The sequence below is a fragment of the Cohnella abietis genome (genome assembly GCF_004295585.1).
Classification (GTDB): domain Bacteria; phylum Bacillota; class Bacilli; order Paenibacillales; family Paenibacillaceae; genus Cohnella; species Cohnella abietis.
Window position 1 is genome coordinate 6,075,001 of record NZ_AP019400.1, and the last position, 22,139, is coordinate 6,097,139.

Annotated in this window: 15 protein-coding genes and 6 tRNA genes; 1 reads left to right on the plus strand and 20 read right to left on the minus strand. The window is 44.6% G+C overall.

The window, feature by feature from the left end; all coding sequences use genetic code 11:
* Positions 1 to 100: 100 nt before the first annotated feature.
* The 3 genes from KCTCHS21_RS26550 to KCTCHS21_RS26560 all read right to left on the minus strand — a co-directional run bounded on the left by KCTCHS21_RS26550 (position 101) and on the right by KCTCHS21_RS26560 (position 4,399).
* Positions 101 to 733 carry a response regulator transcription factor gene (locus KCTCHS21_RS26550; RefSeq protein WP_130615094.1) on the minus strand — a complete coding sequence of 211 codons (633 nt, stop codon included), beginning with the start codon at positions 731 to 733 and terminating at the stop codon, positions 101 to 103.
* A gap of 28 nt (positions 734 to 761) precedes the next feature.
* Entirely contained in the window at positions 762 to 2,432 is a 1,671-nt protein-coding gene (locus tag KCTCHS21_RS26555) for a GAF domain-containing sensor histidine kinase (RefSeq protein WP_130615096.1), read from the minus strand.
* Between the two features lie 1,400 nt (positions 2,433 to 3,832).
* On the minus strand, positions 3,833 to 4,399 hold the full coding sequence (locus KCTCHS21_RS26560) for a hypothetical protein (RefSeq protein ID WP_130615098.1): 567 nt from the start codon (positions 4,397 to 4,399) through the stop codon (positions 3,833 to 3,835).
* A 345-nt stretch (positions 4,400 to 4,744) separates the two neighbouring features.
* Between KCTCHS21_RS26560 and KCTCHS21_RS26565 the strand changes: the two genes are divergently transcribed.
* Entirely contained in the window at positions 4,745 to 5,347 is a 603-nt protein-coding gene (locus KCTCHS21_RS26565; protein WP_130615100.1) for a sigma-70 RNA polymerase sigma factor region 4 domain-containing protein, read from the plus strand.
* A gap of 158 nt (positions 5,348 to 5,505) precedes the next feature.
* On the opposite strand, the gene KCTCHS21_RS32060 is transcribed toward KCTCHS21_RS26565, so the two are convergent.
* The 17 genes from KCTCHS21_RS32060 to KCTCHS21_RS26650 all read right to left on the minus strand — a co-directional run bounded on the left by KCTCHS21_RS32060 (position 5,506) and on the right by KCTCHS21_RS26650 (position 22,101).
* Positions 5,506 to 5,604: a hypothetical protein gene (locus KCTCHS21_RS32060; protein WP_331872396.1), complete on the minus strand. Its 99-nt coding sequence runs from the start codon at positions 5,602 to 5,604 to the stop codon at positions 5,506 to 5,508.
* Between the two features lie 301 nt (positions 5,605 to 5,905).
* Positions 5,906 to 7,738, minus strand: coding sequence for a glutamine--fructose-6-phosphate transaminase (isomerizing) (gene glmS, locus KCTCHS21_RS26575; protein ID WP_130615102.1), 1,833 nt, complete (start codon positions 7,736 to 7,738; stop codon positions 5,906 to 5,908).
* Positions 7,739 to 8,522: 784 nt separating this feature from the next.
* Complete coding sequence (glmM, locus tag KCTCHS21_RS26580; RefSeq protein WP_130615104.1) at positions 8,523 to 9,863, minus strand: phosphoglucosamine mutase; 1,341 nt, start codon at positions 9,861 to 9,863, stop codon at positions 8,523 to 8,525.
* 86 nt (positions 9,864 to 9,949) lie between these two features.
* The gene (locus KCTCHS21_RS26585) at positions 9,950 to 11,287 is read right to left on the minus strand and encodes a CdaR family protein (RefSeq protein WP_162309390.1); all 1,338 of its coding nucleotides are present in this window, start codon (positions 11,285 to 11,287) and stop codon (positions 9,950 to 9,952) included.
* Entirely contained in the window at positions 11,280 to 12,113 is an 834-nt protein-coding gene (gene cdaA, locus KCTCHS21_RS26590) for a diadenylate cyclase CdaA (RefSeq protein WP_130616715.1), read from the minus strand. Before cdaA ends, KCTCHS21_RS26585 begins: the two co-directional genes overlap by 8 nt.
* 196 nt (positions 12,114 to 12,309) lie before the next feature.
* Positions 12,310 to 12,933: a zf-HC2 domain-containing protein gene (locus KCTCHS21_RS26595; RefSeq protein ID WP_331871437.1), complete on the minus strand. Its 624-nt coding sequence runs from the start codon at positions 12,931 to 12,933 to the stop codon at positions 12,310 to 12,312.
* 94 nt (positions 12,934 to 13,027) lie between these two features.
* Complete coding sequence (gene sigW, locus KCTCHS21_RS26600; protein ID WP_130615108.1) at positions 13,028 to 13,594, minus strand: RNA polymerase sigma factor SigW; 567 nt, start codon at positions 13,592 to 13,594, stop codon at positions 13,028 to 13,030.
* 1,478 nt (positions 13,595 to 15,072) lie between these two features.
* Positions 15,073 to 17,865: a phosphoenolpyruvate carboxylase gene (gene ppc, locus KCTCHS21_RS26605; protein WP_130616717.1), complete on the minus strand. Its 2,793-nt coding sequence runs from the start codon at positions 17,863 to 17,865 to the stop codon at positions 15,073 to 15,075.
* 254 nt (positions 17,866 to 18,119) lie between these two features.
* Positions 18,120 to 18,193, minus strand: a tRNA-Gly gene (locus KCTCHS21_RS26610).
* A gap of 14 nt (positions 18,194 to 18,207) precedes the next feature.
* Positions 18,208 to 18,284: transfer RNA gene (locus KCTCHS21_RS26615), tRNA-Pro, on the minus strand.
* A 62-nt stretch (positions 18,285 to 18,346) separates the two neighbouring features.
* A tRNA-Gly gene (locus KCTCHS21_RS26620) sits at positions 18,347 to 18,420 on the minus strand.
* Positions 18,421 to 18,434: 14 nt separating this feature from the next.
* Positions 18,435 to 18,511 (minus strand) — tRNA-Pro (locus tag KCTCHS21_RS26625).
* 27 nt (positions 18,512 to 18,538) lie between these two features.
* Positions 18,539 to 18,615: transfer RNA gene (locus tag KCTCHS21_RS26630), tRNA-Arg, on the minus strand.
* Positions 18,616 to 18,621: 6 nt separating this feature from the next.
* Positions 18,622 to 18,696, minus strand: a tRNA-Gly gene (locus tag KCTCHS21_RS26635).
* Between the two features lie 198 nt (positions 18,697 to 18,894).
* Entirely contained in the window at positions 18,895 to 19,740 is an 846-nt protein-coding gene (locus KCTCHS21_RS26640; RefSeq protein WP_130615110.1) for a carbohydrate ABC transporter permease, read from the minus strand.
* 13 nt (positions 19,741 to 19,753) lie between these two features.
* Positions 19,754 to 20,647 (minus strand): carbohydrate ABC transporter permease, encoded by an 894-nt coding sequence (locus KCTCHS21_RS26645; protein WP_130615112.1) that lies wholly within the window; start codon positions 20,645 to 20,647, stop codon positions 19,754 to 19,756.
* 83 nt (positions 20,648 to 20,730) lie between these two features.
* Positions 20,731 to 22,101 carry an ABC transporter substrate-binding protein gene (locus tag KCTCHS21_RS26650; protein WP_130615114.1) on the minus strand — a complete coding sequence of 457 codons (1,371 nt, stop codon included), beginning with the start codon at positions 22,099 to 22,101 and terminating at the stop codon, positions 20,731 to 20,733.
* Between the last annotated feature and the right edge of the window lie 38 nt (positions 22,102 to 22,139).

A 22,139-nucleotide genomic window follows, 5' to 3' on the forward strand; every position in this document is an offset into this window, starting at 1 on the left:
GGATATATTCCGTGGTTATTTCATTGAGATAAATAATACTATTTTCGTTTAAAAGAAAACACCCCCGAAATGGAGGTATTTACCCCCCAAATGGGGGGTGTCAGACAATAAATTGGTTTCGAATCGCCTTGGCTACTGCTTCCGTCCTATTCTTGCAATCGAGCTTGCGCATAATATTGGCTACATACTCTTTGATCGTATCTGCACCTAAGATCAGTTCACTGGAAATTTCCCGGTTTGTTTTTCCGCGTGCAAGCAGCCTTAGAACGTCCAGTTCCCTGTCCGTTAACATCATGTCATTGTTGTCTTTCTTATCCAGGCTGTTGATATACGATTGCTGCAACAATTTGTGATCGATGAATTTTTCTCCTCGAACCACGCTTTCCATTCCGGAAATCAACTCGTTCTTGCGTATAAGCTTCGTCACGTAGCCGTCAGCTCCGCATTGGATGGCTTCCTGCAGAAACTTCTCCTCAAGGTAAACCGTCAGAATGATCACCTTTATATTCGGATCCCGTTCCTTGATCATCCGAGTTACCTCGATGCCGTCCAGCTTGGGCATATTCAGATCAAGGAGCGCTATATCCGGCTTCAGCTCCCTGATTTTCAATAGCGCCTCTTCACCGTCCGAAGCCTCTCCGATCACCTCGAACGCGGTCGATTGCAGCAGCAGGAGCATCCCTTCGCGAACGATATGATGGTCATCAGCGAGAAAAACTTTATATCTGCTCATCGTGTATTCTCCTTGTAGACCTCATCTTCTAGACTTCCTGATGAATGCGAAGTCCGCTTATGTCCAACTTGATATCGATACGGGTTCCAGGTGCGGCATTTTCATCAATGTTGAAGCTCCCCTTCAGTTGCTCCACCCGTCTTCTCATTCCAATCAATCCATAAGTAGTACCCTGCGACGCTTGGCTGTCCGAATCGAAGCCTTGGCCGAAGTCCCGAATAACAATTGTAAGATCATCCTTCCCGAAATGAATAGCAAACTCCGCACGGGAAGCCTTGGCATGCTTGACGATATTGTTGATGCTCTCCTGAAATATCCGATAAAGAGAAATTTCAACCTCCTGGCGGAAACGAACCGGTTCACCTGTTACGATCATATCGACGCGAAGCGCTTTCTGAGTGGAATAGGAGGAGACCAGCTCCTCCACCGCCCCGAGAAATCCAAATTTCTGAATCGCTACTGGATGCAGATCGTGAATAATTAAGCGGAACTCAGTCATGCTCTTCTCGGTCATTTGAAGCAGCTTTTCCAGAATCGGCCTTACCTGCTCTGGGGCGCTTTGCAGCTCTTCCAGACAATATTGAAGATGAAAATGAATGCCTACCATCGATTGGTTGATAGAATCGTGAATGTCACTGGCGATTCTCTCTCGTTCCTTTTCCTGGGCGGCAATTTGGGCAGCCAGCAATTGCGCGTTTAATTGGCGGCTCTTATCTAGCTCCTGAAACAAATGCGCTTTATACAAAGCCAAATCTACAATCTTGCTGACAGCTTCGAAAAGGTTCTGTTCGGTCTCGCTCCAGGAATCATTCGTTGATCTGCCGACAATGAGACAATGAGAGATACCCGTAAATTGAAAATGGACGAACATCGCTGTACCCTTGCCCCATGAGCGGAAAAAGGGTTCTTCGTCCGTCGAGCCAGCTTCGTCAGAATAATGATGTACAAGGTTAGGAGGATACTTGAATAGTGTAATTAAAGAGCGAGCGGCTGTCCTGTCTACGTCCAATGGTTTCGCCGAATGTATGATCGGCTGATCTCCATTGTTCAGGTTTAACAAGATCGTCTGCGCTCCGATCAAGGAATCCAGTTCATGAACGAGCAATTCACCGATCTCCTGCAGATTCATGCAGGTAGAGAGCTTCCTATTGAACTCGACTAGCTCGTGGAGCTGCCCCGTCATTTTTTGCATCGATTCAAACATACGGGCATTCTCGCTTGCAACTCCGATTTGCAGGCCGATCGATTCAATTAGCATAATCTCGTCTTTCTTGAATTGTCGGGTAGCCTTGGAATGAAGGAGGAACACCCCTACCGTTTCTTTTCTGACCTTGACAGGCACGATAATGATAGATTTAAACGCGGATAAATAAGGTCGCTGCTCATGGTAGGGCTCCACGTTGGGCACGACAATACTTTCCCCCGTTTTCACAACACGCGCAGTAAGTCCGAATATGGGGAAAACCTTAATAGATTGCTCTACATGCTCTGGAAAACCGTACAGATATTCCGCTATGAACGTATTCTTTTCTTTACCTAGCAAATACAAGGCTGCTGCGTCATACTTTAAGATTTCCACACACTTGTTGACTGCCTTATAGAGCAATTCATCTAAATTAAGCGTTTCGCTTAGCGCAATGGCTATACTGCTTAACGCCAGAATACGGGAAGGTTCTTGCGAATCGTATGCCTGTGACATTCAATCATCCTGTCTATTATGCTTTTGCCTATCCTGTTACTTATCATACCATTTTAATAGGATTAATATGAAATTCTGCATGCGGCACGTACTATCCATTTAATCCCTTTCGCTTAGGTTCAATTGTACTGCCTTTTTATCGATTGTACAGTTTGCGTACGGACTCTAACTTGTCAAATCAGTTAATCGATCTTCAATCGTCACACAAACCATTACATCGCTTCACTTGGGATCGACCTTTTGTAATTATATCGAACTTAATGAAGCAAGAAATAATGCAATGTCTTTTGTGGGATTGGATATCTAGATTTAATTAATATCTTAAAAATAAAAGAGCCAAGTGCAGCATACACTTGGTCCCTTTTGTTCGGAGAAGAAATGGTATTAGCTAAGTGAATCCAACAACGTCTTCACCTGCGTGTTGAGCTTCAGCACATTCAGGATGATCTACAGAACTTCTGCATGTGTGGAGTTGCTCCTGAATTTCTTATAGTCTATTGGATTCCCTTTAATGCATTCCACTTCCCTGTAATCTGAACTACTCCAGTCGAATCCGCTTCAACTTCTGCCCGGACCGAGGGCCGAATGGCCCGATGCATGAATAGGGTGTTAACTGATGTCACCGACTTCTCCGATTTCGCTATGCTCGATTTCTTTGTCCTTGCCTTTCAACTGCCTTTGATCTGAATCTTCAAATAGCTTTGGATCTGGACCTTCCAAAACAGTCTTTGACTTTGGTCGTCACAACAGCTTTTGATCTATACTTTAAAAGATAGCCTTTGACTTTGACCTTCAAGCAGCCTTTGATCTTGATCTTCAAAACAGCTTTTTACTTTGATCTTCAAGCTTTTGATCTTCATCTTCCAGTCAGCCTTTAACCTTTGTCATTGATAAAACTCTATTCAATATCACTTAATTCGCTCACGGAGATTTCAGTTAACGTTCTATTAGTGCACTTCGCAAATACCTCAACATATAAGTTGTATCGCGCATCCATTAAATACCGATTGCCTCCATACTATATACCTCACTAATAAAAATGGTCGTCCTGAAAATGACTTTTCAGAACGACCCATGATGTACTTGCTTATTCAATTAAAACAAGACTTTATTGTAATTACTTTTCGAAGAACAATACTTTATTGTTTAGAACAACACTTTATTGTATTGAATCACACCTAGATGGTGGCGGCTCTTCCCAATTGCGCTACAAACGTCAAGTTCCAGGCGGCTCCTTCCTGATTGATGAATCTTATCAACCGGACCCAGATCCCAACACTCCCCGTCCAGTGTACAGCATGGTACGGGTTAACCCTACTACATGGTACAATGGCAGTGGTTTTTAAGATTTAATAAAAATGCGCTTTATCACAATTTGTGATAAAGCGCATTTTTCAATCTTAAAACCGCAAATAATCAGCTAAGTACAGTAATTTCCAGGTATCATCTTCGAAAACAAATGTAAACAGTTGCTTGTCTTTCTCTATTCCCCCTCTTCCATAAACCCTCTCTGTATATTCTATCCAAACAGGTATAGCACCATCAGGAGGTGTAGGTTCAGGTTTCACTGTGAAGTCTAATGTGTCGAAACTTACAAAGTACCCATTAAAATCTGACTCTACTTTAACTGGAGTCCCATCTACTGCAACGAGTGAGTTATATGCTTCAACGTCCTTTTCGTATAACGCTTTCTGCATATTGTTTAATGTCTTGACGATCCCTAATTCATCGCCTTCATATTTACTTTCATCTATGTACTGAGGCTGTTGATCATTTGTCGTCTCTGTAGGTATTGGATTTTCAGGCTGGCTAGAACCCTTATCAATACTAACGGAATGATCAATCGGTAAATCCGATTGTTCTTCAGTTGTTGATTGAGTCAAATCCTCAGATGACTTACATCCGGATAGAATCATAAAGATACAAACTAGGCATAAAAAAACAATCGCAGTTTTGGTCTTCTTCATCGTATTTCCTCCTTAGGTTAGATCATTCATTTAATTATGATGTATATATCTGAACCATACTGGAATTCGAAGGGACCAACTTAATAACTCAATGGTTTTTTATCATAGAGAGCATCCTAGAGCATGTTAACATCCCCTCTCTTTATAAAACGCACACTGTGCCTTATTTGTTTCGTCTATATAACGTTTTTCATAATTTATGGTATTCAAACCTTTTCACAAAGGACAGAAGAATTTATAATTAAATAGGAACATTTGTTCCTAAGTGGTTGTACTTTTTGATGGTTATGACACTGTATTAAGTAGGAATCTAAAATCAATTTTAGTCGAAAGGAATGACTTCTTATGCGAAAAAGTAATCATACTCCTTCCCCTCTTTTTGATGTCGAGGTAGCACTTCAACATCCTGTTCTCAGAGGATTTTGCTCACACCCTACGAACGTAAATTTGGTTCGCAAATACTTTGACGATACCACTCCAGAAAACCTGGAAAAACTTAATCTCTCGTTTAAAAAACATTTCTTTGCTCTTCGTTTCACCAAATATCTTAATTCACTGATTACCAACGGGAGAATAGATTTCGTCAGAAAAGTTAAACGTTCGGAGGAAAGGGAACTTACTATTTATAATAAACAAGTTTCGGATGAGGAAGAGGCAGAGATTGGTGAAATGCTGTCTTTTGTTTACAGTGGTGATGATTTACCGCAGGTTACCGTAGATCCTACTGTTTTTCAAGAGCAGTTAAACAATGAATGCTTGTATGAGGGCTTTTCTAACCTTACTTCCAAACAAAAAATCGTTGTTACGCTCGCATACTCAGCGCTTTCAAAGGATAGTGAGATAGCTGTGATGCTTCATGTTACTCAGCAAGCAGTATCTAAAACGAGGAAAACAGCTCTACTAAAAATTCGACAGTATTTCCCGCTTTATCACAGCCAAGTCCCATAGAGCACTTTCGTCTTGATCCTTAATCATAAAAACACCTTCTATGCTTGTTTATTTAGATTAACATTAAGCTAAAAGAACCATGATTTGATTATCACTAGACTAACCGAACACAATATTGGATATACCTATTTAAGAACATCCATTTCAAAACAATATTTTTAATCTAAATCGCTTAAAAGCTTGTTCAAATCAACCCCAAATTTCTTCCTCAATGCAATTAATGTATCTGCTGATGGCTTTGTTATATCTTTTTCAATTTCACTTAGTCGTCACTTGTGAAATACCTAATGATGAAGAGAAATCAACTTGAGTCATCTGGTTTAATTTACGGATCCTTTTTACACGCTCACCTATAGTGCCCGACATTTAATAGCTCCTTCATAAAAATACCCGATGATCTAGTAAAGCATCATCGGGTATTTTCTAATTATTCAATAATTCTTGTTCGAGATCAGAACAATACTTTATTGTAATACTCTCATCAAGAACATAACTTTATTGTTCAGAACAAAACTTTATTGTAATGAGTCACAAATAATTCTAATGCTATAATATCCCCTACTCCACAGTAACACTCTTAGCCAAATTCCTTGGCTTATCAACGTCATGTCTAAGTGCGAGAGAAGCGTAGTAGGAAAGAAGCTGCAATGGAATAACAGACAGGGCTGGAGTCAATAGCGGCAATGTGCGAGGAATCGCAAAATGGCGATCGACTGACTTCGCTACCTCTACCTCGTTTCCTTCATTCACAATGCCTAGGACGTTGGCTCCGCGAGCTTTGGTCTCTTTAATGTTGCTAATCATTTTCTCGTAGAGATCCTCTTGTGTGAGCAGTGCAATGACTGGAGTGCCTTCCTCAATCAACGCTAGCGTACCGTGCTTAAGTTCACCAGCGGCGTAAGCCTCGGAGTGGATATACGAGATTTCCTTCAGCTTAAGGGAGCCTTCCATTGCTATCGCGTAATCGATGCCCCTGCCGATGAAGAACAGGCTGCTATGATGAGAGATCGATTCAGCAACGGATTTAATAGTTTCCGCTTGAGCCAGGATATGCTCCACCTGCTCTGGTAACGACTGCATGGCTGCCAGTAAATAAGCAACATTCTCTTCGTCCTGCGAACCAACCGTCTGTGCCCAGTACGTACCGAACAGGAAGAAAGCAATCAGTTGAGAAGAGTAAGCTTTGGTAGAAGCTACAGCAATCTCAGGTCCAGCAAGCGTGATGATCACATCATCGGCTTCCCGAGCAACAGAGCTACCTACAACGTTCGTAATGGCGAGCACGCGTGCTCCACAACGCTGTGCTTCACGTAGAGCAGCTAACGTATCCGCTGTTTCTCCCGACTGACTAACCACGATAACAAGTGTCTCTGGCGTAATAATCGGAGAACGATAGCGGTACTCAGACGCAACATCCGTTTCAACCGGAACCCTTACTAGGCTCTCGATGACATTTTTACCGACTAACCCTGCATGCAGCGCTGTACCACAAGCTACAATATGAACACGGTTAATCTTCTTAAGCTGCTCTGGAGTAATCTTGAGCTCAGGCAATTGGACCGAACGGCCGTCTTCGCTAATACGACCACGCATCGTGTCTCGGTACGCCTTAGGCTGCTCATGAATCTCCTTAAGCATAAAATGATCATAGCCGCCCTTCTCAGCGGTCATCAGATCCCAATCCACATGAAAAATATCTTTAGCCACAGAGCCGCCTTCGATTGTCAGCAGTTCAACGCCATCTCTCGTTAATACAGCCATTTCGCCATCCTCGAGAATGTAAATATCGCGCGTATGCTCCAGAATCGCTGGAATATCAGACGCAATATATTTCTCCCCATCACCAACGCCGATGATAAGTGGGCTAGCATAACGCACCGCGACCAAACGATCCGGCTCATATTCAGTCAGTACGCCAAGCGCGAACGCACCACGCATTTTTTTAACAGCCCGCTGAACAGCCTTTACGATATCACCGTTATACTCAGCAGAGATCAAATGTGAGATGACTTCGGTATCCGTCTCCGACAAGAAACGGTGCCCTTGATGAATCAACTCTTCTTTAAGCTCCAGATAATTCTCAATAATCCCGTTGTGCACAACGGAAAACTTCAAAGTATTATCTGTGTGCGGGTGCGAATTCACATCCGAAGGTTTACCATGTGTTGCCCAGCGTGTGTGTCCAATACCAACTGTTCCACGTAATGGCTCTCCACTTAACCGATTCTCAAGATTCATCAGTCGTCCTACTGTTTTCGTTACTTCCAAGCCCTGCTCTGTAAAAACAGCGATACCCGCAGAGTCGTACCCGCGGTATTCCAGCTTCTTAAGGCCCTCCAGCAAGATGGGCTGCGACTCTCTAAATCCTATATATCCAACGATTCCGCACATATTTATATAAGCCTCCGTTTTGGTTTCTCAGGTTAATCCGAGAGACCGCAACCAAGCCGAGCGAGCGGCATAAGCCGTATAATGGAAACTCCAAATAAGCATTTTCCAAATACAGAAAGCTATCGAGACGATCCCTAATGGATATTCGTACTCCAGCAATCCGTAGCGTTTAAACTTCAGGCTTTCACCTTGATATAAACATCTCACGCTATGCCACTCAAGCGACCGGTTACAGGTCGCCGGACATCTTCTATCCCATGCAATCTTGTCATTTTCAACATCGTATCGGATTTTTGTACGTCCGGTTGCCCTGAACGTTTTGTTTTCCGATTGTCGGCTCCGATGAAAGCCGGGAAGGTCCCCGCCGAATATTTCGAACACCCCCACCTCGTCAACTTGTCGGCCACATGATTCGCAATGCTGAAGTTTATCGCTCAGATCAGCTTTCCCGTCCCTGATCCTTTGCCCTTCGTCAATACGTCATGCTTCGACAAGTTCTGGCGCTTTTCTTGCTTTTCCTCACTACCCTGCCCTTCCATTCTAGAATATATTCTCCTTATCTTATTCGTTTTGTATGAGGGTTGCAACCTCTCCGTCATTATTTCCTCGGAAATGACATGATTCAACAAGTAAAATTCTGAATATCTAAGTGGACTTCCTACGAAAATGGAAACAATTGAATACCTTCCTCGAAAAACCGCACCTTACGAAAAAAACCCCCGAGTCAAATGACCGAGGGCTTTTTATACAATATGAATAATAGCTATAGCCTCTAACTTTTCCCTTAAACTAATTCTGCTTTCACGACTTCTACGATAGCCGCTACATGACGTTCAATTTCTTCCCGCTCCGGTCCTTCAGCCATGACACGAATCAATGCTTCCGTTCCAGAAGGACGCACTAGAATACGTCCATTATCACCAAGCGCCGTTTCCGCAGTTGCAACTGCCTCGGCGATCGCCGTATTACCCGGATAACGCGACTTATCAGCAACACGAACATTTACAAGCACCTGCGGATACTTTCGCATCATTTGCTTGAGCTCGCCTAGCTTCCTGCCAGAGCCAACAACCGTGTCAACCAGCTGCAAGCCAGTAAGTATGCCATCTCCAGTCGTACTATGATCAAGGAAGATTACATGTCCGGATTGCTCTCCACCCAGATTGTATCCACCGTTAACCATTTCCTCCATCACGTAACGATCCCCAACAGCTGTCTTAGCCGTCTGTAAGCCAAGCGTCTCCGCCGCTTTGAAGAAACCGATATTCGCCATAACCGTCGTCACTACCGTATCGTGAGCCAGCTTCCCAGAGCGTCTTAGCGCATCCCCACAAATACAAAGAATGTAGTCGCCATCTACTTCCTCACCATTTTCATCAATAGCAATCAATCGATCGGCATCTCCGTCGAATGCAAGCCCAAGATCAGCCCCATGCTCCTTCACCTTGGAAGCAAGCAGCTCGGGATGAGTTGAGCCTACTCCTTCGTTGATGTTAAGTCCATTAGGTTCTGCTCCGTAAGTGATAACCTCTGCTCCAAGAGCACGGAAAACCTCAGGCGCAAGCTCATAAGCCGAACCATGGGCACAATCTAATACTAACTTCACGCCTTCGAAGGAGTTTTCAACTGTTGATTTCAAATACTCGAGGTACTGAGATTTAGCATTTAAATCTGTCGTTACTGAACCTATATTACCCCCAACTGGGCGGGGCAGCGTATCTTCGACCTCATCCATAAGACGCTCAATCTCTGCTTCCGTCTCATCCAGAAGCTTAAATCCGTCGCCGCCAAAAAACTTAATCCCATTATCTTGAACCGGATTGTGTGATGCGGAAATCATAACTCCTGCATCTGCTCCCCAAATCCGAGTTAAATAAGCTACTGCTGGAGTGCTCACAACTCCTAAACGGATAACGTCTGCTCCAATGGATAACAAGCCTGCAGTTAGTGCGCTTTCGAGCATAGGACCGGAAATTCGCGTATCACTGCCAATTAGAACCTTAGGACGTACGGAATTCCCTGCTAAAACAACACCACCGCAACGACCAATTTTATAAGCCAATTCTGGCGTTAACTCTTCATTTGCGATTCCTCTTACACCATCTGTTCCGAAATATTTCCCCATAGGTAGCTTTACTCCTTCATCCTCTTACTTGCTGATCTTGCTTAACTATAGCCTGTTTGACCTTACCTATTCAAATATTACAGTTATTATGGGGATGGTTGACCGTCGACAGGACCTTCTGTACCTGTTCCGCCAGCAGCTCCTTCATCAACAACACCGTCTCCAGGTACTTCTTCACCCGGATTGGCGCTCGCTGGAACATCCCCAATGATTTCTACGGTAATGCTATTCGTTCCTCCGACCTGTTCCATGAATCGTTCCAGATTAACAATGAGAGGTATCCTGTAGATGCCCGGTCCCCTGCCGCTTAGATCGGCAATAACGTCGACATCCCCCGGCTTAAGTCGGTCTAATATTGCCGGAGCACCTTGAATCGTAATGTCTGCTTTTCCATTCGAAGGCTCGGTTATTTTCACGGTCAAACCGTCTCCCAGCCCCGTCCAAGTAATCGGCAATCCCTCAAGCGACCTTGTTCCTGACAATAGCACCTCAATATTAATATCAATCTGTTTCGGCGATATTTCTATGATTGGGGCTGAAAACTCCAGCGGAATGGACACCTTACCAGAGCTTTTCACCTCATCGAGCTTGATATCAACATTAATAAACTCGATCTTATCAAGCGCATCCTGAGGTCCGTATACTGTTACTTGCTCCACATCAGGCTTAAAGCTTGAGATACTACTCCCCGGAGGCATATGTCCCAGTAGCTTAAATTTCAATGGCACCGTCTTGAACGGGTTAGTAATCGGTATCTCAACTTCTAGGACAGCCGGATCAATTACCGCGTTCTCGATAACCTTCCCGTTCTTGTCGTACGCAGCGAGCTTAACGCTCTTGTCCTTAATCGTCGACTTCTCCCCTTCAACAGAAATGGACGCACCAATTCTATCGACCTTATCAATATCGAGCTCTGGCAAAGTGACATGAACACGATTGCTCGGCTTGACGATTGGTGTCCCGACCTTGAATCCTTTTGCCGGATTACCCGAAGTAAGAATACTAACCTCGAATTCCTTCGTCAGCAATGCTTCTATCGTTACTGTAACTGTTCGCGGTGATACTTCGATCTCTTCAAGTCCCCGCGGTAGCTCCACCTTTAGTTCCATCGTATGCTTACCTTCAGTTACCGTTCTTAAATCAACCTGTACAACAAAATCCTCTGGCTTAGACAATATAAAATCTCTCCGAGTACCTTTTACCTTCAGGTTAACGGATTGCGGTGATATATCGAGTAGCTTATAGTTTCGCTCATCTAAACCTAATGTCTGAACCTTGACCGTATACTTGCTTGTTTCCAATAAGGAAGACACACTGTTCGGCGATGAGTCCGCAGGATCAAAGTGTACGACTGCCCATATGAGAATAGCGAGAAAGAGAGCAGCTAGCTTGGCGGCTGTTGGGTGATTTAACCACTTATCCACGTTTGCCACCTTCTTTCCGCTTCCAGAAAGCTTTCCACTCCGTGTTCTTCGCCTTAAACTGTGGACGCAATTCTTCGAACAGCTTGGAAATCAAGGATTCTTCCTTGATATCACGCACAATCTGACCGTTAATGGAGAGCGACACCTGTCCCGTTTCTTCAGATACCGTTACCGATATCGCATCGCATACCTCAGTAACTCCAATAGCCGCCCGGTGACGCGTTCCTAGCTCCTTGCTTATAAAAGGATTTTCCGATAAAGGTAAGTAACAGCCAGCAGCCATAATCATACTGCCTCGAATAATAACTGCCCCATCATGCAGCGGCGTATTCGGAACAAACACATTGCTAAGAAGCTCTGAGCTAAGCTTTGACTCCATCTTAACGCCAGATTCAATATAATCGTTGAGACCTGTAACTCGTTCAAATACGATTAACGCCCCAATTTTTCGTTGTGCAAGGTAGTTAACAGACTTAATGACCTCATTAATCTGTTGACTAACATCCTGCTCCTCCGGTGAGGAACGAGTAAATAGCTTTCCACGACCAAGCTGCTCAAGTGCTCTTCTAAGCTCAGGCTGAAAAATAATGAGCACAGTGACGACGCCGAAAGTAAATATCTGATTCATTAGCCATTTCAGCGTATACAAATTAAGCCATGTGCTTAAAGCCCATGTTATAACTAGGAGAAAGATACCCCGAAGCAATGAAACTGCTCGAGTACCTCTTATCATTACAATTACTCTGTAGATGATATAGCTTACGATTAATACGTCTACGATATCTTTAACGGAATTCTTAAGTGTCAGCCCGGCAAAATAGTCCAAGACGCGACCCCCCGTCCCGGCGCTGGAATAGTTGTGACGATAAATGTCGAAATTGTCTATAGCTTCTATCTTAATATCTTTCTCTACTCTTGCCAAGAAATCCTGTCTTTAATACAAAAAAAACCTCTCCAAAGTCCAGAGAGGTTTTTCTGCTCAATCCTGAACGCGAGTTGTGTACAGATGCTGTCGGACTTGATCAGGAACCATAAGTAAGCGTTCCGAAGAAGGAGCTCACCTTATACCATAACCAATCCACCGCTCGGTCAATCGTTTTGATCTCTCCAGCGATATGAGCAGTTGATGCCAAAGGAATAAGTCTCCCATCAATTACCGTCAAGTTCCCTTCCAAGTCCCCAAGCACCTGTACGTCCCCATTAACGACTGTCAAATCACCGGAAACCTTCTGACCCGCAGGCACGATGACCTTCTTACCTTCTATAATGACGTGATCTAGATCCGGACCGGTTACAGACAGCTCCTGACCCTGATTCCACATCGATACGAAGCTCGATAACATAACTATCATGAAAATCGCTGCAGCGGACACAGCAGGATGCCGGCGAACCCAAGAGGTCCAGGCCGCTGGACGTCGCGAGCTAGGCAACGACTTCATAATGCGTTCGCTTAACTGGTCAGATGCTTTCTCTTTAGGCGAAGCTTTTACGAGTGCATCGGTGCGTTCCAATGCTTCATAGCGGGCATAGCACGAAGGACAACCGGACAGATGCTCTTGCAGCTGCTTGATTTCCTCTCGAGACAAGTCACCATCTAGATGATCATGCATAGACACGACGGCGACGTTACAATTCATATCAGCCATCCCTTTCTCTCAGTGAAGATGAGGCTCCACATACAATGCTTCTATACTTTACGTAAGGCTAACTGTACGGTTTCACTTATTTGTAATTTTAAAATTACAGCTTGTGCTCCAGTTTTTTCCGTAAAAACTCGCGCCCGCGATGTACACGGGTTTTTACTGTTGTCACTGGCAGCTCGAGCACTTCCGATATTTCCTGCAGCGATAAGTCTTGCAAATATCGTAATATCATTACGGACTTATATTTCACTGGTAAAGTTGCAATCGCTTCATGAATGATTTTCTGCGTCTCTGACTGAAGCATCTCCGTCTCCGGCGTACGGTCATCGCTTGGCAGCATGGCATACCCGTCTAAACCTTCATGATCCGATGATTCGGCATCCAGTGAATATATGGCCTTTCGCTTCCTCAGTCTATCTATACATAAATTCGTTGTAATCCTGTATATCCACGTGGAAAACTTCTGGTTTTCGTCGTAGCGGTCAAGGTTTTTATATACTCTGAGAAAGGCCTCCTGCACAACATCCTCAGCTTCCTGCCGGTTTCCCGTCATCCGATAAGCGAGGTGGTACAGCTTGTCCTTATACATCTCCACGATCTCCGCGAAAGAGCGCTGATCTCCCCTAAGGGCTAGTCGCACCAGTCGCGTCTCCAATGGCTTCAAAGTTACTCTTCACCTTCCTTAACGACTGTGACGTTCACTTTATGTTGCACTTGCGAATACTTTCTAGCAGAATCGTAATCCACGTAAAATGAAAAAGCAAGAGAATACCCAAGGAAATAACTAAACGCGACAAAATTTATTATAAAAGACTATCCTAAGCCACAATTGCTCCGCTCTGAGTAGGGTAGCAGACGCATTCGGCACCTCGTGGGCGGCTCACTGTGATGCTCCCAGTGCGGCAACCCTGCTTGAGGTGTCACTGAGAGGTTAGTGAGGTGCGATTGTGAGAGAAGGTTTGTCTGTCGTGTGTAATAGCTTGTGTCGGTGTTCGTTAGTGTGGGTCGGTGTTCGTTAGTGTGTATCGGGGTTCGTTAGTGTGTATCGGTGTTCGTTAGTGTGTCAGTGTTGGATAGTGTGTGTCGGTGTTCGATTGTGTGTCGGTGTTCGATTGTGTGTCGGTGTTCGATTGTGTGTCGGTGTTCGATTGTGTGTCGGTGTTCGATTGTGTGCGTCTGCTGTCACCTCTTAGTGTTGAGCTATAGTCCGCCTATAGTATTTGTCACTCCCAACAGCACCTGCTGATGCCGACATCCCTAGGCATTCAAGAATACCCTCTATACCCGTTTCAAGTTGCTTAGACAATGCCGTAGCTCGTTGTACCAATGATTACGAGTATTAGCAGCACACCTACCGACGGGTAGGATTATCAGCTTCATATAAACCAACGGTTTGTTTTCTGTCCCCACCATACTCTGCTTCTCCAAGTAACAGCGGCGGATTGGGGACACTAATAGACTAGTCAAACCACAGTTTCTCCACAGATAACGTACCGTGAGTTCACTATCGCCCACCAATCCACAATTTCACCCACAATAACGTACCGTCCGTTCACTATCGCCCGCTAATCCACAATTTCACCCACAATAACGTACCGTCCGTTCACTATCTCCCGCTAATCCACAATTTCACCCACAATAACGTACCGTCCGTTCACTATCTCCCACTAATCCACAGTTTCTTCCCCGATAGCGTACCATCCGTTCACTATCGCCCTCTAATCCACAGTTTCTCCCCAGATAACGTACCGTCCGTTCACTATCGCCATCTAATCCACAATTTCTCCCCTGATAACGTACCATCCGTTCACTATCGCCAACTAATCCACAATTTCACCCACAATAACGTACCGTCCGTTCATTATCGCCCGCTAATCCACAGTTTCTTCCCCGATAACGTACAGTGAAATCAACTATTAACCACATACCCACAAAATTTCCGCCCGATAACGAACGGTGAAATCAACTATTAGCCACATACCCACAAATATTCGCCTGATAACCAACCGTGAAATCAACTATTAGCCACATATCCACAAATTCTGCCGCAATAACACTTTACTCTTACCAATCACCGCACAAAGGGGGCCCGGGTCTCAGCCCGGGCCCCCTCCATTTAGAACGGTAACTCTATATTCCGCATCAGCCCGTATTACGTAGACCTGCTGCAATTCCGTTGATCGTCAGAAGCACTTCACGAAGTAGCTCTGCATCATCGCCGTTCTCTGCGCGCAAGCTGCGTAATTCCGTCAGCAATTGAACCTGCATGTAGCTTAGTGGATCAACATAAGGATTACGCAAACGGATCGACTCTTGAATAACAGGTACATTATCCAGAATGTCCTCTTGGCCTGTAATCGTTAGTATCATCTCTTTGGTTTTCGCGTACTCTTCCTCAATCTGAGTAAAAATACGATCTTTAATCGTGCCGTCTTCTATCATCCCTGCATACTGGTTCGCAATCTTCAAATCCGCTTTAGCAAGCGCCATCTGGAGATTATCCACTAGTGAGCGGAAGAATGAATACTCACGGTACATCGTACGCAATGTTTCAAGACGATCAGCATCACCATTCACATAGGTATGGAATGCTGTTCCCGCCGCATACCATGCCGGTAGCAGGTAGCGACTTTGCGTCCAAGCGAATACCCAAGGAATCGCTCTAAGATCTTCAAAACGATCGCTCCCCTTACGTTTCGAAGGGCGAGAGCCAATGTTCAGCTCCCCTACTTCCGGAAGCGGAGTTGACTCCTTGAAGAAGGTCATAAAGTCTGGATCACGGAAAATCAGATCCTGATACTTCGTCTGCGCATCAACAGAAATTCCGCGCATGATCTCTTCCCATTGGGACTCAATAGATTTCTCCTGTGCCGGATTACGTGCTAAGTAAGCACCCGTAATCAAAGCTCCAGTCGCTTGCTCCAGACTGCGGTAAGCAATCCCCTTCATCGAGTAACGAGAGGACAGGACCTCACCTTGCTCGGTGATCTTAATGCCTCCACCTATCGTGTGAGGCGGCTGTGCCAGAATACTGCGATTGAGCGGCATTCCGCCACGACCGAGCGCACCACCACGACCATGGAAAAACTTCAAGCGAATGTTATGAGCTTTAGCCGTTTGAGTCAAATCATTCAACGCTACCCGTAGCTCCCAGTTAGCTGTAACCATTCCGCCATCCTTGTTGCTATCTGAGTAACCCAGCATGATTTCATGCAAATCACCCATTGAAGTCAGGCATTCCCGGTAAATCGGCAGGTTAAACAGAGTTTCCATAATAGCAGGTGCAGCATGCAAGTCATCGATTGTTTCGAATAGTGGAGCTGCCTGTATTGTGCTAACGACTACACCATCTTCGTTACGACGGAAGAGCCCTGCTTCCTTAGCGAATACCATAACCTCTAAAATATCACTGGCCGCTTCAGACATACTGATAAGATAACTAGTAATACAGCCAGAACCGAATTCTTGTTGCGCTTTGTACACCGTATGATACACATCTAAGCACTCTTTGCTGGAGTCAGTTAGCTCAATCTTTTCGCTCGACAGAGTATTCGTGCTCTCAAGCAAACCGTTCAACAGATCGATTTTCTCCTGCTCGGCCAGTCCTGCATAGTTGTCCGTTACTCCTGCTTTCGCAAGAAGCTCCGTCATTGTGTTCTCATGCTCTTTACTGTGCTGTCTGATGTCCAGTGCAGAAAGATGGAAGCCAAACAATTCTACCTGACGAATAAACTTCTTCAGGTGGGTATTAGCGACATAGTCTGCATAGTGATGACGTAAGCTACGGTCAATAAGCTCAATGTCCGCAGTCAAGTCTGCAACTGTATGGTAACGTTGCTGCGTGCCCTTGAATTCATCTTCTCTCATGTTCTGCAGCTTCTGAAGCATATACCTCAATTTCACGCGGTAAGGCTCTTTATCGTTCGTCCATGGCTCTACCGTGCGTAGCTCAACATTGTTCGTATCTGCACTAATCGAATTGAGAAGCTCATCCGTCACATCAACGATAGTCGTGCTAAAGCTTAGCTGGCGGCTGAGTGCACGAATAGTGTTCTCATATTTATAAATAACAAGGTTACGCTGCATATTAAGTGTCTTCCAAGTGATATCCGCCGTTACCGAAGGATTTCCGTCACGGTCGCCGCCGATCCACGAGCCGAAGCGCAAATAAGTAGGCACATGCCATGCTTCCTCCGGATAGTACTTCTGCAGGCAACGCTCGAGCTCTTCATATACTTCAGGCAGAACCTCGAATAATGTTTCGTGGAAAAAGTACATCCCATTACGCACTTCATCGAGTACTGTAGGCTTACGATCTCTAAGCTCGTCAGTTTGCCATAAGGTCAACACTTCATTAAGCAGCTTCTCCCGAAGCTTTTCCCGTTCACGATAAGTAAGCGACGGATTATCAAGCTCCATAACCTCGTCAGCTATCCGCTTGTGAATATCCAAGACATCGCGACGTGTTGCTTCTGTAGGGTGAGCTGTCATAACAAGCTCAAGCGAAATATCAGCAAGCATGTCCTGAACTTCACTAATTGACAGGTTCTTTTCCTTGAGGTCTTGAATTACACTCTCGATGGACCCTGGCTGTACCGCTTCTCCAGCTGAACGCTCATAATCACGTTTACGTCGAATACGATGGTTCTGCTCAGCGATATTGACCAATTGAAAATAGATAGCGAAAGCACGAATAACCTGATGCCTAATTTCAGGCTCTAAAGTTTTAACCGTGCTAATAAAGCCTTCGTACAATTCAGGTAAATATTCAGCTCTTAGAGCCTTGCTCATTTCCCGAATTTTCTCAACATGTTCCAGCAGTTCCCGACCACCCTGATGCACCAGTACTTCACCTAGAATGTTACCTAGAAAACGCACATCCCTGCGCAGCAGATGATTGGACGGTGAACGCTGACTAGTAGCCAATTCCGTCATCTTTTTCACTCCAAATCATGCATTTCGTCAAAAAAACCTTCCCTTTATCATACTACAATGATCGTCGAAAATCTCCTTTTAATTCATCATTTAGTCATAAATCTTAGGTTTCAACATATTGGAAAATAGGGAAAGTGCCAGAAGACCTAACCGTTGTCTGCATATCGGGGCTGAGCGAGGTACCTTTTGTGGAATCCACCACTATAAAAACATACAAAAAAAGCCCTCAATATGAGAAGCTAATTAAAGTACTATGGAGCGGGTAAGGGGAATCGAACCCCTGCTATCAGCTTGGAAGGCTGAAGTTCTACCATTGAACTACACCCGCATGGAGAAAATAGATGGTCGGGACGACACGATTCGAACATGCGACCCCCTGGTCCCAAACCAGGTGCTCTACCAAGCTGAGCTACGTCCCGACAATAATAACTTATTTACTTTTTAAAAAAAGCCCTTATGTAGCAAGGCTTAGATAAAATGATGGAGCGGGTAAGGGGAATCGAACCCCTGCTATCAGCTTGGAAGGCTGAAGTTCTACCATTGAACTACACCCGCATGGGGAAAATAGATGGTCGGGACGACACGATTCGAACATGCGACCCCCTGGTCCCAAACCAGGTGCTCTACCAAGCTGAGCTACGTCCCGACAATAATAACTATTCTTTTGTAAAAATGGCGCGCCCTGAGAGATTCGAACTCCCGGCCTTTTGATTCGTAGTCAAACGCTCTATCCAGCTGAGCTAAGGGCGCAAATGATGGAGCGGAAAACGGGGCTCGAACCCGCGACCTTCTCGTTGGCAACGAGATGCTCTACCACTGAGCTATTTCCGCATTTTGAGTGTAACACCAGCGCTTCCGGCACATCGTAGTGCTTTTGGCGACAAGGAATAATATATCAAAGATACGAACCGATTGCAAGTGTTTATTTGCAAAAAAAGATCTTTTTCTTTATTTACCCCTTTTCGAAGCCTATTAGAGAAGCCGGAACCCCCATTTTAGCAAGGATTTCGGCTCTTCCCCCAAGCATAATTATTTGATTGCTCCAGCAACGATTCCTTCATTAATTCGCCTTTGGAAGATGACGTATATAATGAGGATTGGAATTGTCGAAATCATCAATCCCGCGAACAGTGGACCGAATTCGATCCGATATTGCATCTCCCCCTGCATAAAAGCAAGGCCAACCGGCAACGTATATTTGAGTGCATCACTCAATAAAACCAATGCATACTGATACTCGTTCCAGAAGCTCAATACATTGATAATGCTTATAGTGATTAGCCCTGGCATGGCAAGTGGAAGCATAATCTTGAAAAATACGCCATAGTACGATGCACCATCTATAACCGCCGATTCTTCCAGCTCACGTGGTAGTGTTTTGAAAAATCCTATTAAAATGAACATCCCCATCGGTACCGCCGTAACAGAATAGAGCATGATGATCCCAGCGTACGTATTGTTGACGTGTAGATCACTAAAGAGAAAGAACATAGGTACGACAAGCATAAGGGTCGGAATCGTTAATGCTGATAAATATAAATAATACAAAATACTGCTACCTCTGAAGGAATATCTAGCTAGAATATATGCTGTTGTAGCTGTTAACAGAAGTGCAAGCAGCATGCTACCGGTCGTAACTAGTATCGTATTCATGAAATAATTGCCGAAGTGATATTTCTGCCATGTATAAGTAAAGTTAGACCACAAGAGCGGAAAATTAGGAAGATCCCACGATTTCCCATTATAAAACTGCTGATTATCCTTTAAGGAGTCGAACAAGGAAAACACTAGCGGATAAACGCAGCAAACGGTCCAAAGTAAAAGTAACAACGTTGAAATCCACCGGGTTAGCGGATTTATTTCCTTGAATTTCAAGTGGATTCCCCCTTCATGAAACCTCAACCACTTCTCTTTTCATTAATCTCTGCAAGATGACGGTTGTTATAAGCGAAAGCACCAAGATTAGAACGCCTATTGAGGACGCGTAGCCCATATGATATTGTTTGAAGCCCATTTGGTACAAATAGTAGCCCAGCACTTGAGTGGAGTTATCCGGGCCGCCCTCTGTCATGACGCTAACAATGGCAAAGGAGCCGTTTAACGATGTAATTACGATTAAAACCACAGACACCTTTACCTGCTCCCAGATGAGAGGCAAAGTGATGTTAGTGAATTGCTTCCATTGTCTAGCCCCATCCATCTCAGCTGACTCATATAACGCTGCTGGGATACTCTTAATGGCAGCAATCATTAGGATCATAAAGAAGCCGATACCTGACCAGATCGCCGGTGGTAACAACGCCCACAGGGAATACTGGGAATCTCCTAGCCATGGAATTTCCACTTTTCGATTAAGAATGAATGACAGGAACCCGTTTAAGAAACCAAGCGATGGATTATAAATAAACCGCCAAAGCACCGCAATGACAACGATTGAGAGCACGTTCGGGAAAAAAAACACAACTCGGTAGAAGTTGGCCCCTCTCATCTTAAACCGCGTAAGGGCTACAGCGAAAAAGATGGCCATGATCATAATTCCGATTACTTTCCAGAAAATAAGGAAATAGTCGTTCGATATCGATTTGTATATGATCGGATCTGCATACATTTCGCGGAAATTAGCGAGTCCGACAAAATCCATATTCTCAGAAGAGCCTGACCAATCGAATAGACTGATATATAGAGCTTTAACGATCGGATACAACGTGAAAATACAATACAGGACTAGAGTCGGTAAAATAAAAGAGGCAATAAATAATCCGCGCTTCTGTTTAGCTGTCACAGTTTACCCCTTCTTTATTGTGATTTATTTGAGATAAGGATAAGGGATTAATTCCCTTATCCTCATGGCTTCAAATTCTTAATTTATGATTTCCCGCGCGCTTTCTCCGATGCTTTGTCTACACGCTCCACCCACTGCTCAGGCGTAATCTTACCGTCTGATAATGCAAGAGTAGCATTCTCCATCTCTTTCTGAAGATCCGCGTTGAAGGTCACAGCAGGTAAAACAACCAGATCCGGGCTGCTATAGTACTTGCTGGCGCTCATGGAGAGCCCACTCGCTTTCGTTCCGTTGAGATCAACCTTGACGTTTAGTAAAGCTCCTGTAAGCTCCGCCCATTCAATCGCTGATTTCTTAGTAAACATAAATTGAATGAATGCCTTTGCTGCCTCTGGATTTTTCGCCTTTTGAGCTACTGCGACCGGGGTAGTGTAAGGATTAGCGATATACTTACCACCGGATGCTTGTGTAATAGAAGGAATCACTCCAAATTCAAAGCCTGCCGGTGTATCTTTGTTCATTTCATTTTCAACCCATAATCCATTCGGGATAAACGCGTCTTTGTGCTGAACGAACTGGATTTGCGAGTCAGTATGGTTCAGCGCTACAGCTGCTTTATCAATGAAGCCTTTGTCGCGCATAGTAACAACCTGCTGCAACGCCTTCATGACAGGCTCGCTCTTGAATATTCCTGGCTTCATTGCAGCCATATCTTGCATGATAGAAGGATCATCACCATTAGCCGATACGATGCCTGGGAACAAGAACCCGCCTAAGAAGTAACCCATGTGCACGCCAGTATGAATATACGGGGTCATGCCAGAAGCTTTTATTTTATCGCTTACGGCTAGGAAGCTATCGAAATCAGTCGGTACTTCCCAGCTATTTTTCTTGAAGAGAGCTTGATCATAGAACGTTCCCCAAGATCCGAATACATAAGGGATGGCATACGTTTTGCCGTCATACGATTGTGGCGGCGCGATTAAGGAGTCAGAAATTAACTCTCCGTCAGTATTCTGAGCTGTCTTGAACCACTCCGTTAAATCCATGAGCTGGTTGTCTTTGATGGCCTGAAGCACATCTAGTCCACCCGCACAATCAATGAATATAAGATCTGGTGGATCGCCCTGAATCCAACGGGGCTTCATTTGATCATTTATTTTGGGACCTGCTGATTCTTTAATGTTCACATCCGGATATTTTGCCTTAAACTGTGCGAGCATTGATTTCTGCCACGCATCCCCGTACCCGCCGACGCAGTATTGAACCTCGAAATCTCCTGCGATGACGGGCCCGGAATCTTCTGTGCCGCTTGGGCTACTCCCCGGTGTTGATGCTGATGGTGACGATTTTTCCGGTTCTGTCGATTTGTTGGAGCCTCCACAACCAGTCAGTCCAATCGTGAGTATGAGTAGTACGACCAAGCTTAGAAACGATAATTTCTTTTTGTTCATGCTCTTTGATCCCCTCCTGTTTTTGACTGCAAATTAAA